The organism is Paenibacillus sedimenti (assembly GCF_014534655.1).
Taxonomy (GTDB): domain Bacteria; phylum Bacillota; class Bacilli; order Paenibacillales; family NBRC-103111; genus Paenibacillus_E; species Paenibacillus_E sedimenti.
In genome coordinates, this window is the sequence record NZ_JACVVD010000003.1 from 390,084 (window position 1) to 403,272 (window position 13,189).

At 49.0% G+C, this 13,189-nt stretch carries 11 protein-coding genes; 2 read left to right on the top strand and 9 right to left on the bottom strand.

The features are described from left to right. Positions 1-18: 18 nt before the first annotated feature. Together ICC18_RS10455 and ICC18_RS10460 are read left to right on the top strand one after the other, a co-directional pair. On the top strand, positions 19-1,020 hold the full coding sequence (locus tag ICC18_RS10455; protein ID WP_188174334.1) for an inorganic phosphate transporter: 1,002 nt from the start codon (positions 19-21) through the stop codon (positions 1,018-1,020). Between the two features lie 159 nt (positions 1,021-1,179). After that, positions 1,180-2,925, top strand: coding sequence for an alpha-glycosidase (locus ICC18_RS10460; RefSeq protein ID WP_188174335.1), 1,746 nt, complete (start codon positions 1,180-1,182; stop codon positions 2,923-2,925). Positions 2,926-2,998: 73 nt separating this feature from the next. Here ICC18_RS10460 and ICC18_RS10465 read toward each other — a convergent pair whose 3' ends face one another. The 9 genes from ICC18_RS10465 to bshA form a co-directional block, all read right to left on the bottom strand. Then, positions 2,999-3,619, bottom strand: a complete 621-nt coding sequence (locus ICC18_RS10465) for a redox-sensing transcriptional repressor Rex (protein ID WP_188174336.1) — start codon at positions 3,617-3,619, stop codon at positions 2,999-3,001. Then, positions 3,616-6,483 (bottom strand): ATP-dependent DNA helicase DinG, 3'-5' exoribonuclease type, encoded by a 2,868-nt coding sequence (locus ICC18_RS10470; RefSeq protein WP_188174337.1) that lies wholly within the window; start codon positions 6,481-6,483, stop codon positions 3,616-3,618. Before ICC18_RS10470 ends, ICC18_RS10465 begins: the two co-directional genes overlap by 4 nt. 96 nt (positions 6,484-6,579) lie before the next feature. Further along, positions 6,580-7,173 (bottom strand): tetratricopeptide repeat protein, encoded by a 594-nt coding sequence (locus tag ICC18_RS10475; protein ID WP_188174338.1) that lies wholly within the window; start codon positions 7,171-7,173, stop codon positions 6,580-6,582. Positions 7,174-7,273: 100 nt separating this feature from the next. Continuing rightward, entirely contained in the window at positions 7,274-7,657 is a 384-nt protein-coding gene (gene panD / locus ICC18_RS10480; protein ID WP_188174339.1) for an aspartate 1-decarboxylase, read from the bottom strand. 5 nt (positions 7,658-7,662) lie between these two features. Further along, on the bottom strand, positions 7,663-8,532 hold the full coding sequence (gene panC, locus ICC18_RS10485; protein WP_188174750.1) for a pantoate--beta-alanine ligase: 870 nt from the start codon (positions 8,530-8,532) through the stop codon (positions 7,663-7,665). A gap of 26 nt (positions 8,533-8,558) precedes the next feature. Further along, entirely contained in the window at positions 8,559-9,413 is an 855-nt protein-coding gene (gene panB / locus ICC18_RS10490) for a 3-methyl-2-oxobutanoate hydroxymethyltransferase (protein WP_188174340.1), read from the bottom strand. Positions 9,414-9,650: 237 nt separating this feature from the next. Further along, positions 9,651-10,619: a biotin--[acetyl-CoA-carboxylase] ligase gene (locus ICC18_RS10495; protein ID WP_188174341.1), complete on the bottom strand. Its 969-nt coding sequence runs from the start codon at positions 10,617-10,619 to the stop codon at positions 9,651-9,653. 50 nt (positions 10,620-10,669) lie between these two features. Continuing rightward, complete coding sequence (locus tag ICC18_RS10500) at positions 10,670-11,980, bottom strand: CCA tRNA nucleotidyltransferase (RefSeq protein WP_223192470.1); 1,311 nt, start codon at positions 11,978-11,980, stop codon at positions 10,670-10,672. 35 nt (positions 11,981-12,015) lie between these two features. Next, positions 12,016-13,188, bottom strand: coding sequence for an N-acetyl-alpha-D-glucosaminyl L-malate synthase BshA (gene bshA / locus ICC18_RS10505; protein WP_188174342.1), 1,173 nt, complete (start codon positions 13,186-13,188; stop codon positions 12,016-12,018). Between the last annotated feature and the right edge of the window lies 1 nt (position 13,189).

The following is a 13,189-nucleotide window of genomic DNA, read 5'->3' on the forward strand; positions in this document are numbered from 1 at the left end:
AACCTTTAGGAGGAACTCATGTTAACCTATCTGATCGTCATCGTGGCCCTGGCGCTGCTCTTTGACTTCATCAACGGATTTCACGATACGGCCAATGCTATTGCTACATCGATATCAACTAGAGCTTTAAGTCCGCGTGTGGCTGTTGCCATGGCTGCGGTATTAAACTTCGTCGGAGCCATGGTTTCATCTGAAGTCGCTAAAACAGTGGGAGGCAGCGTTGCAAACCCTGCCAAGATCGAAAATGGCGTTGAGGTTGTTATCGCCGCCCTACTGGCCGCCATTATTTGGAACCTATTGACCTGGTACTACGGGATTCCTTCTTCCTCTTCTCATACACTGCTTGGTTCTCTAGCAGGAGCTGTTATAGCAGGGGCGGGTATTCAAGGCGTTAACTGGAGCGGTTTTACGCAAATCATTATTATTTTGATTTTATCGCCGATTATTGCATTCGCATTAGGCTTATTAATTATGGTGCTAATTAAATATATCATTTTATGGTCAGGAAATACTTCCAGGTCCAAGCTCAATCGTATGTTCCGATCACTCCAAGTGGTATCCGCCGGATTGCTTTCATACTCTCACGGCGGTAATGACGCGCAAAAGGCAATGGGTATCATCGTTTTTGGTCTGGTTGCCGCCGGTTACCAGTCCGATTTGAGCGTTCCGCTTTGGGTGAAGATCTCCGCGGCTTTAGCTATGGGTCTCGGTACATCCATCGGCGGATGGAGAATTATTAAAACCGTTTCCGGCAAAATCGTTAAAATCGAGCCGATCAACGGATTTGCGGCTGATCTGACCTCTTCATTGGTCATTCAGTTCTCAACACACCTTGGTAAACCATTGTCAACAACACATGTTATTTCTTCCGCCATTATTGGGACAGGCAGTGTCATGCGCTTCCATGAAGTTCAATGGGCGACAGTTGGACGGATGCTTATTACTTGGGTGATAACAATTCCGATTAGCATCGCCATGGCATTCTCGATCTACTTCCTGCTGTTTAAATTCATCTTCTAGTTGAGGAATTAAACTGAAAGAAACCGGTTTTTTTCATTGAATTCCTCATATTCCTGTGATAATATGGAAGTAGCTGAAAGGCAATGTTACCGCAATAAAGGTACAACCTCGAATTTTGATTCGGGTTGTGCCTTTTTTTATTTTGAGAGGAGAATGATTATGAACAGGCATGCCATTTATCACCGCGCCAAACAAAATTGGTCTTACGCTTATGACCTTCAAACGCTCCATATCCGGATCCGGACGCAAAGAGGAGATGTTGATCGCGTCGATCTGCTCTGTGGGGACAAATACGCTTGGGAGGAAACCCATCAAGTCGTACCAATGTCGCTATGGGTTTCGGATCATCTTTTTGATTATTGGACCGCTGAGGTCAGGCCTCCCTTCCGCCGATTGATTTATTGGTTTGCCCTTCATCATGAAGAAGAAACGCTCTATTTATCAGAGAAGGGACTTAGCCCAAGCAAGCCTATTAATTATTACGAAGGCGTATTCGACTTTCCTTATCTGAATGCCATTGATATCATTGATCCGCCGGCTTGGGTCAAGGATGCAATCTTTTATCAAATCTTTCCGGAACGTTTCGCGAATGGTGTTCCTTCCATCTCTCCTGTAAATGTAGAGCCTTGGGGAGGCACGCCCACGCCAAAAAATTTCTTTGGAGGCGATTTGCAAGGGGTGATTGACCGCCTGGATCATTTAACAGCGCTTGGTGTGAACGCGATTTATTTTAATCCTCTTTTTAAAGCAACGACGAATCACAAGTACGATACAACGGACTATTTGCAAGTCGATCCTCAATTCGGCACCAATGATACTTTAAAAACGCTAGTGAAAGCTTGTCATGAGCGTGGAATCCGCGTGCTGCTGGATGCTGTTTTCAATCATTCCGGCAAAGAGTTCGCTCCATTTGCGGATTGCATCCGAAATGGCGCTAAGTCCCGGTATGCCGATTGGTTTCATGTTCGCAAGTGGCCGATTGAAGTTGTCGATCGGGTTCCATCTTATGAGACTTTTGCCTTCGAGCCGCTTATGCCGAAATTGAACACGGAAAATCCGGAAGTCAAGGCGTATCTGCTTGAAGTAGCTCGCTACTGGATTGAAGAGGTAGGCATCGATGGCTGGAGGCTGGACGTGGCTAACGAAGTCGACCATCACTTCTGGCGCGATTTCCGGAAGACAGTCAAAGCAGTGAAGCCGGATGCTTATATTCTTGGAGAAATCAACCACGACTCCATGCCGTGGCTGCAGGGTGACCAGTTCGATGCCATTATGAACTATCCGTTTACCAATGCGGTGAACGACTTCTTCCTTCTTGGTCGAATAGACGCAGCCGGCCTCGCTCATCGTCTATCCGCTCAGCTTGCCAGCTACCCGCAGCAGGTTAACGAAGTGGCCTTCAACTTATTAGGCAGCCATGATACCGATCGCATTCTCTCTCTCGCTGGCGGGAATACTTCGCTCGTAAAGCTTGCAACCTTGTTCCAGCATACGTTCCTGGGCGTGCCTTGCATCTATTACGGGGATGAAATTGGTTTGGATGGCGGGCATGACCCGGCCAACCGCAAATGCATGGAATGGGATGAGCGGAAACAAGATCTCGAATTGTTTCAATTTTTCAAGGAAATAACCCATCTTCGTCATACGTATCCAGCCTTGCGAACAGGCAAGTTTACTATACTTCTGGCTGAGGAGAATGACGGACGGTTTGCTTATGAGCGCTCTGACGGGCAAGATCAACTTATTATTTTACTCAACAGAAGTACGAAAAGCGCTAAATTTGAGCTATTAGTCGAAGGCGCGGAATGGATAAATGTCTTCACAAACGAAAGTATGATCGCAAAAACAAATAAATTGAAATTCATATTACCTGCTTACGGTTACGCGGTTTTTAAAGCGAAATGAAAAATCATCCCAAACTCTTATGAGTTTGGGATGATTTTTGTTGCGGCTGCGCAGCTAAGCCGTTAAGTCTAAGTTAATCCAAATAATAAGCCAAGCTCTGGAGCTCAGTAGTAAAATCCGCATGATGTACACGAACATCAGCCGGTACCTTAATAATGACAGGCGCGAAGTTCAATATGGCTTCTATCCCGCATTCAACGAACTGATTCGCCACATTTTGAGCTTCTACAGCAGGTACAGTAATGATCCCAATGCGCACGCCAAGCTTTGTTATAGTTTGTTTCATCTCATGCATGGGCTGCACGGTCAGATTATTAATCGATTCCCCTGCTTTGCCAGGCATAGCATCGAAAACAGCGACAATTTTCATATCATTGCGCAAATACGTATTATAATTGCACAAAGCGCGTCCCAAGTTTCCGGCGCCAACGAGTGCGACCTGAATGTGCCGGTCCAGCTTAAGAATTTGGCGAATTTTCTCAATCAGGTACGACACATCATAGCCAATCCCCTTCTTCCCGAATTCCCCGAAATACGCTAAGTCCTTACGAATTTGCGCCGGATTCAGATCCAGCTTTTGACCCAGATCCTGCGACGATACGGTCATAATATTTTTCATCGCAAGTTCATTGAGAAATCGCAAGTAAATGGGCAGTCGGCGAACGACCGCCTCTGATATTTTTTGCGTCTTCACGGCAGTACCTCCCCCATCCAATCCTGAATCCTTGGTAACATTTGCTCGGTTGTCATATGTTCGATCTTCGGTCCCGGCAGCGAATAGAGGAAGTGCTTGCCATAGTAAGTATCGATAACACGGGTATCGTAGATGATGACAATCCCTTTATCGGATGCCCTCCGTACAAGACGTCCAAAGCCTTGCTTGAAACGAATAACGGCCTGAGGCACAGAAAATTTCATAAAAGGGTTCTCATTGCGCTTCTTAATATTCTCGCATTTGGCCTCCACGAGCGGATGATTGGGCGGTTGAAACGGAAGTCGGATAATCGCCAAACAGCTAAGCGCATCTCCCGGAATGTCGACGCCTTCCCAGAATGAACTTGTGCCTAAAAGCACGCACATTTTGTTATCCTGGAACATTCTCGTCAATTTACTCCGGTTACCGCTGTCAACCCCCTGCCCAAGCACCGTGATGCCGTGCGGCTTCAAAAAGTCCTTCATGCCCGCGTAAATCTGCTTCAGCATTCGATTCGACGTGCACAAGATCAGCATTCGTCCTTTGGTTACGAGAGCAACGTCGCAAAGAGATTGAATGAGTGCGTTAATGAAAACAGGATCGCCGGATGCACCTTTAATCGTTGGGAAATCCCGTGGAATCACGACCAGCGCTTGCTCACGATAATTGAATGGCGAAGGCAGCTGGACGGTTTTCACCTTCCCTGCCTCTTCATCCTGAGGAATGTGTAAGCCAAGCTGGTCTGCCGAGTATTGGAAAGATTTATTTACCGACAATGTTGCGGAAGTGAGAATGATGCTATCTTTCGTTTCAAAAAAATGCTGCTGCAGCAGAGGGCTCACATCGGTTGGGACACTAAGGAGCTGCAGTGATCTTGCTTTCGAATACGTGCCCGCTTCCATCCAGTATACATAGCCTTCGTCCGCCATTTTCATGAAGAAATGAAGGGCGTCCCGATGGTTGTAAAGCTCCTTAATCGTTCCGTTCAGATCTGTAACCAGTCCTTGAACCTCGAACACATCCTGCATATCCTTGATCTCGCTCAATAGCTTATCCAGGGTGCGCAGCAGATCATTCGCGCCAAGATAGATGTTGTCTTCCATGATCAATAGCTCGTTCCAATTCGACGGCAGCGTCTCCGGCTTCATTCGAAGCACATACTGCGAATTCTCCGATTGAGACGGATCGCTCTTGGAAGAGACCAGCTCGTAAAGCGATTCACTGAGCCGTTCCCAATCCTCTTTGATGTTGACGATCTTCGGGAATAGAGTATCGATCGACTCGCACCATGCCGCGGCACGCTCCGGATGATCGTCGTTTTTTTGTAAGCGGAAGCGCAACATTGGCAGCTGGCCGCTGCGATTATCTTTATACAACCATTGCATCGTATTGTAAAAGGCGGCAGAATGAAGCTCAATCCCGAGATGCTTGCTAGCCACTTCTTCAAAGTGATGAGCCTCATCGATGACCAGATGCTTGTACGCCGGTAAAAGCCGATTCTCTGCTTTCATATCCGTAAACAATAAAGAATGATTCGTAATGACCACATCAGCCGTATTGGCATCGTTACGGGCACGGTGATAGAAGCACTTCTTGAACCAAGGGCACATCCGGTTTAAACAGGAATCCGTATCGCTCGCAACCGTATACCAGAACTGTGCTCCTTTATTTCCAAAATGCAGCTCCTCTTCATCGCCATGCTCCGTCTCGCTTAACCATACAACCATTTGAGCAGCTGTAATCGGATCTTCCTTGCCATGTTCGTAATCTCTTGTGGTCAACTTGTTCTCGAACTTGCGCAAACAGAGATAATGGCTTCTTCCTTTAAGCACAGCTGCTTTAAAATTGACAGGGAAAATCTCTTTCAAAAGAGGAATATCGCGCTCGCGCAGCTGCTCCTGAAGATTGATCGTATGCGTCGAGACGATGACTTTTTTATCATGCTTAATCCCGTAGTACAACGATGGAATTAAGTAACCCAGCGATTTGCCCGTTCCCGTTCCCGCTTCAATCATAAGATGCTGATCCGTTCGCAGGGATTGCTCTACTTCGCGGATCATCTGCTCTTGAGATTCCCGTTCCTCGAACACCTCAAACTTTTGCTTAAGCGCTTCTTTCAGACCCTGATGAAACTCCGTAAAGGTAGAACCGAGCAGGTGACCTGCATCATCCCCATCACGAATGTCATCTTCCTCGCCCCAATCGTTCACATTCAACGTAAATTGGCGGAAATAACGATGTGCATCCACATCCACGCTCGTTTCAGATTCTTTAAACATGCGAATTTCATCTATAAACCAGCCTAAGTCAGTGGCACCGCTTTCGAAAATATGGTTTAAACGCTGTACCGTCAGAAGCGGTAAACGAAGCAGCCTTTCCATGCAAATGATCCAGATCAGTGCGGTTACTTCCGCGTCGCTATCCGCCTGGTGAGGACGCTCATGGTCCAAACCAAACAAGCCCGCAACCATGCTCAGCTGCAGACTGGATATCGATGGGAAAAGAATGCGAAGCATATCCATCGTATCCAGCACACGACCTGAAAATGGCGGGTAGCCTGTCTTGGTTAGTCCTCTTTGCAAGAAAGAAAGATCGAACGGGACATGGTGGCCGACAAGCACACAATCGAATAACAGCGGAAACATATCCGACATCACTTGATCCAAGGACGGCGCGTCCTTTACCATATCGTCCGTTATTCCCGTTAATGTTGTAATCGAAGAAGGTATACCGGTCCCAGGGTTAACCAGGGAAGTATACCTGTCTACGATTTGAAATTGATCTATGATGACAAGCCCGACCTGGATGATCTCATCCGCATGCCCGCTTCCTGTCGTTTCAAAATCCAATACTGCAAATTTCATGACGTGAATTTCAATCCCTTCGTCCTGCGCTTCTCCTAGCATACCAAATCTAATCAGGAAAAGGGAATAGCTAGTTCATTTCTTACGACGTATACCTTAGGACTCATCCAAATTAATAAGCGGATCCACACAGGAAGGATCTGTATGGTACGCTTTTTGAAAATACTCGAACGCCTTCTCCATATTTTGATTCTGAACTTGTATGCAGCCCATTGCGTTATAGGAGATTGCCTTCATCTTCGTATTGTCGGTCAGGGGAAGAAGGAATTGAAAATGCCGATAAGCTTCCCCATATTCCCCTTTCCGCAAATACCCCATGGCCAAATAGATGCGCGCGAGCAAAAAATCCGGCTGCTGCTTGATCAGCACCTCAAATTCTTGAATGGCCTGATCATACATATATAGCTTGTAATAGCCTTGACCTTTTGTAAACTCGTCAGTTTGCTTGCCGGATAAATCCAGTTCCATAAGTTCATTATGGAGAGTTTGGGTACTGATCGGTACGGCCCCATAAAACTTTCCCAGCTTCTCCTCAAACAGCAGCCATGACTCAATAAACTCGTCGCTCATCGTTTTCAGTACTTGTAATTGCTCATCGAGCTCCGCTTTTTTCTCACCGATACTATTTGGGTATTCCTTTTGGATTTCTTCCAAAACCTCGTTCATTGTGGAAAATAAATGCTTAAACATTTGGCATCCCACCTTTGCTTCGAAAGCTTATCCTCATTCTTTGTAAACAACGCCCTTTTCATGCATGGCATATAAGCGAAAGCGGGATTCAAACTACCTGTTAGAGAACCGTAGAATGTTCTTCTTCTTTGAGCAATTGAGCGACTTTGTTATTCGCTCCCATGATCGCGATTGTCGGGCGATGCTTCTTGGCCTCTTCATCAGTCATCATCGCATAGGACACGATAATAATCGTATCTCCCGTCTGCACTAAACGTGCAGCCGCGCCGTTCAAGCAAATGACTCCGGAGCCGCGTGGACCCGGAATAATGTACGTTTCAAGACGTGCACCATTGTTGTTATTGACGATCTGTACCTTCTCGTTCGGGTACATATCCACCAAATCGATCAAATCTTCGTCAATCGTAATACTGCCAATATAGTTCAAATTCGCCTCTGTCACCGTTGCGCGGTGAATTTTGGCTTTCATCATCGTACGAAACATATGCGTCACTTCCCTACGGGTAGAATCAAGTTATCAATAAGACGGGTGTTCCCGAATTTAACGGCCAATGCAATGATAATGGATGAAAGATCGGAAAGATAGCTGCTTTCAAAAGGTTGTAATGTAGGATATTCAAGCACTTCTACATAATCAATTGTGGCAAGCGGCGCTGATGCAATGTGCCTGCTAACCAATTGATTAAGCTGGGCAGCTGTAAAATTCGCGTTTGCTTGAACATAATCTTCGGCTTTCTGAAGTGCCTGAGAAAGTACCAGAGCTTGCCTGCGTTCCTCTTCGCTTAGATACACATTCCGCGAGCTCATCGCTAGCCCATCCGGCTCCCGAAGTGTAGGACAAGGTACAATCTCTACAGGCATATTAAGGTCGTTCACCACTTGCTGAATGACCGCTACCTGCTGCGCATCCTTCAATCCGAAGAATGCCTGATCCGGCTGTACGATATGGAACAGCTTGCTGACTACCGTCGCTACCCCATCAAAATGTCCCGGCCGGGATGCGCCGCATAAGCGGTCAGTAAGACCAGTTACGCTAACCGCTGTGCGAATCTGTCCCGGATACATCTCTTTAATATCCGGCATGAAAACGATGTCGGCTCCCGCGGCTTCCGCCACATATAAATCCCGCTCCGCATTGCGCGGATAACGCTCGAAATCCTCATTAGGTCCGAATTGCAGCGGATTAACAAATATGCTTAATACGACGAGACCGCATTGTTCACGCGCTTTGCGTAGTAGACTGGCATGACCTTCATGTAAAAAACCCATTGTCGGGACAAACCCGACGGCTTGATCGTTCTTACGCCGGTATGAGCGAATGCGTGCACGCAAATCGCTGATTGAATGTATCACTTCCATTGTATGGACAGCTTTCATGGCGACCACTACTCCTTATCCCCGTACAAATATTGAACTACATCATTATCCATATGAAACGTATTTTCCGGTGCAGGGAACGTACGCGATTTCACTTCCTGCACATATTCTCGGATGCCTTCACGTATAGTCTCCCCAATATTCGCGTATGTTTTTACGAACTTTCTGGGTACGCTGGCGCTTCCATACTGAAGAAGGTCGTGATAGACCAGCACCTGTCCATCGCAATGAACACCGGAGCCGATGCCGATGGTCGGAATCGATAGCTCCTTCGTGATCCAAGCCGCAAGCTCCTCGGTAACCAGCTCCAATACAACCATGCACGCCCCAGCTTGCTCAATCGCTTTCGCATCGCGCATCAGCTTCTCCGCTTGTTCAGAGCTTCGGCCCTGAACACGGAACCCTCCTAGCTGGTGCACCGATTGAGGGGTGAGACCAAGATGGCCGACGACGGGAACGCCTGCTTTGGTAATCGCTTCAACCGTTGCCGCTATTTCAGCGCCGCCTTCAAGCTTAACAGCTTTGGCTCCGCCTTCCTGCATCAAACGGGCTACGCCTTTTAACGTCACATCCAAGCTGCCATGATAAGTCAAGAACGGCATGTCTGCTACGACAAACGTATTACTTGCTCCCCGCACAGTCGCGCGAGTATGATACACCATATCATCGAGCGTCACGGGCAGCGTCGAATCGTAGCCCAGCACCACATTGCCCAGCGAATCTCCTACGAGAATCACATCGACGCCCGCTTCCTCAGAGAGCATTGCCGACGGGTAATCATAGGCCGTCACCATCGTAATCGGCATACCATCCTGCTTCATCTTTCTCATCTTGGCTGTTGTTAATGGCTTGCGTTGTTCCATGCGTATCCCAGCTTTCCTATAAAATGAAAAAAACCTTTTAGCCAGGAGCTAAAAGGAGCGCATGCAGAAAGAATCCAATGATCCTTCTGTCTCGGTCCTCTTAAGGCTCAGAGCAGAATCCAACATTTTGTTTCAAGTAGTATTCCATTATTGCCTTAATTAACTCCAGAGTGCAGTTCCTGCAAGATACCGCCTCATGCATTCATTATAGCAAACATTGTATATTTTTGGTACCCTCTACTTTAGCTCAATATCGCCTGAATAGATTTTCACCTTTTCACCGCTGCTTATCACAACAGTTAAAGCCCCTGAATCATCTAACGATTCTGCGATACCCTCGACGATGCCGGTAGGCGTTTGCGTACGGATCGGGCGATGCAGCGTTACGCTCAGCGCCTCCCATAAAAGCCGAATCGGAGCGAATCCTTTGTCCAAATAAAGTGCATACATCTCTTCAAACTCTAGTAAAAAAGCTTGTACAAGTTGTTCTCGAACAATATCTGCACCAGACTCTATGGCCAGCGACGTTGCAATGGAGCGAAGTTCTGCAGGGTAATCCTCAAGCTTCAGATTTGCGCTAATGCCAATACCGGCGATGACGTATTTCAGCCGTTCATCTTCGCCGCTGCTTTCCAAAAGGATACCGCTTACTTTTTTCCCTCCAATGAGCAGGTCATTCGGCCATTTTATGCCGATATCGACCTGGACCACCTTCTGGATCGAACGGCAAAGAGCAACCGCACAAAGCAAAGTGAGCTGCGGCATAAAATAGACCGGGATTCGCGGCGTCAGCACCAAGCTCATCCATATGCCTTTGCCCGCCGGTGAATGCCATTTGCGCCCCATTCGGCCTCTGCCTGCCGTCTGCGTTTCAGCGAGTACTAACGTCCCCTCAGGAGCTCCTGACGCGACGAGATTATGCGCAATCGTCTGGGTCGAGTCCACTTCGCCGTATACATGCAGTTTTTGCCCCAATATCTTCGTCCGAAGCCCGGCAAGCAGTTCGGTCACGTTCCATTTATCCGGCTTGTTTACAAGCTTATAACCTTTGCGCGGAGCAGCCTCGAACTCATATCCGGCTTGACGCAGCGCTTCGATATGCTTCCAAATCGCTGTCCGGCTTACATTTAGCGCACGGCTGATCTCTTCACCTGAGACATAGGCGTCCGGATGTTCATCGAACAATTGTAGGATGCGGTCGTTCATTAATACTCACTCACGATCTATAAGAATTTCAAGAGAAAGCCGCGCTGATGCTACTTGCTAGCATCGCGCGCGGCGTGAAGAAGTGTTTGGCGATCGTTTCGCAGCTCGCCAAGTGCGACGCGCTCAAGAAGCTGCTGAAGCAGCACGCCCATCCACGGGCCAGGCTTCTCGTCCAGCGCTTCCGTCACATCCGCGCCGGTGATGGCGAGCTCCTTCAGGCTGAGGCATGGAATCTCGCTCAGCCAGGTTTCTGCGTGCCGCACTAACAGCGGCACGACCGTTTGTCTGAAGCGCGCGAGCTCGCCGCGCGCCTCGGTATGCTGCTGCGGCAATGCGCGCAGCACTTGCAACAGCATGCGTGCCGCCGCCTCGCCGCGGCGCACGGCACCGAGCTTCCAGACCCGCGCAAGCGTGGCCGGGTCTGCGGTCTCGAGGGCGGCGTCCCGCGGATCGCCGCCGCCGACTGTCAGCTGCGCGGCAAGCCACTCGCGCAGGCTGAGCACGGCCACTACCGCGTCGGTGTCGGCGCGGGAGAAAGTCAGCTCCTGGAGCGCCGTGCGGACGGTGTCCGCCGGCGTCTCCAGGAACATCAGCAGCAGCGCCCAGCGGGTCTGCTGCCCGGATAGCGCGCTGACAGCGTCCAGCGCGTCATCATGCGCGAGCCACATCTCAAAAGGCAGCGGCAGCTGCTTTTTGAGATGTGCCATTAGGCGGCTCGCGAGAAGCAGGCGCACAGCCCGTGCCGGGGCTGGGCCTTCAATCATGCGCTCGAGCTCGCTGCGCACGCGCTCGATCGCGATGTGGCGCAGCAGCGGAGCTTGCTCCAGCAGCGCCTGCCACGTTTTTGCCTCGACCTCTAGGTTATAGGTCGAGGCAAAGCGGATGCAGCGAAGCATGCGCAGCGCATCTTCGCCAAATCTCTCCTCCGCAGCCCCGACGCAGCGGAGCATGCCAAGATCGAGATCCTTTTGGCCGCCAAAAGGATCAATTACCGTACCCGCTATGTCCATCGCCATAGCGTTCATCGTAAAATCGCGCCGCCGCAAATCCTCCGTCAAGTCCGAAATGTACTCGACGGATGCCGGGCGGCGGAAGCCTTCGTACTGCGCTTCCTTGCGGAACGTCGTCACCTCGTACGTCCCCTGTTCCAGGATGACGGTCACGGTTCCGTGCTGCAGCCCCGTCGGCGCCGTTCGCGGGAAGCATGCCATCACCTGCTCCGGCAGCGCGGAGGTGGCGATGTCGATATCCTTGATAGGCCGCTCCAGTACAGCATCTCGGACACATCCCCCGACGAGATAAGCTTCATATCCGGCTGACGTAAGTGCATTGAGTACATATGCCGCTCCATGATCCATCATCTTACTTTCAGCACCACCTAATATCCGCATCAATTCTACTGACAAGACGAAGCCGTGATGCGATGCGATTCCGGCAGTTCTCTCCCCAGCACACGATAATAAATTTCTTCGTATTGTACAGTTGTAATATCATTGCAGAAGGTTTGACGAGCACGATACAAACAATTTTGTACCACTTGATCATAATGTTCCTGAGTGGTTAGCAAATGAATCACATGTTCGGCCATTGCATCCGTATCGCCGGTTGCCGCTAAGTAGCCGGTTTGCCCATGAGTGATAAGTTCAGGAATTCCTCCTGCGTTAGAACCAACCGTCGGCACGCCGCAAGCCATCGCCTCGAGCGCAACAAGACCAAAACTTTCCTTCTCGGACGGAAGAAGCATCACATCAGCGAGTGAAATCACCTGGGCCACATCGTCCTGCTTGCCGCAGAACGTCACTTTATCCGCTAGGCCAAGCTCCTTCACTTTCGATATGATTTTGGACAAATCCGGCCCCTCCCCGACAAACAGCAGACGGGTCGGCACCATTTTGCTCACCTTGGCAAAAATATCGACGACATCCTGCACTCGCTTTACAGGCCTGAAGTTCGAAATATGAATGAGAATTTTCTCATCCGGTCTTGCAAACTCCCCTCTTAGCTTGGAAATATCCCGCGGATAATAAACGCGTTTATCCACAAAATTATAAGCCAAATCGATATCCCGGTCGATATCAAGCGATTCTCTCGTTTCTCTGATCAAATCCTTCGAAACCGCCGTAACCGCATCGCTCTCATTGATGGCATATCGAATCAAATCAGAGATGGAATGATCCTGTCCAAGCACTGTAATGTCTGTTCCGTGCAGTGTCGTTACCACTTTTAGCTTACTGCCGATCATTTGTTTGGCGAGCAGCGCACACACCGCATGAGGAATCGCATAATGCACATGCAGCAGATCCAAATCTTCCATCTTCGCTACTTGGGCCAGCTTACTTGCGAGCGAAAGATCATAAGGCGGGTAGCGGAATACATAGTATTCACTTACTTCCACCTCATGATAGAAAATATTTTTATGAAATTTGCCAAGTCGAAATGGCATACTATGGGTAATAAAATGCACTTCATGCCCTTTTTCCGCGAGCAGCTTCCCGAGTTCTGTCGCTACAACGCCGGAGCCCCCTAACGTCGGGTAGCAGGTAATCCCTATTTTCAGCTTATCGTTCATT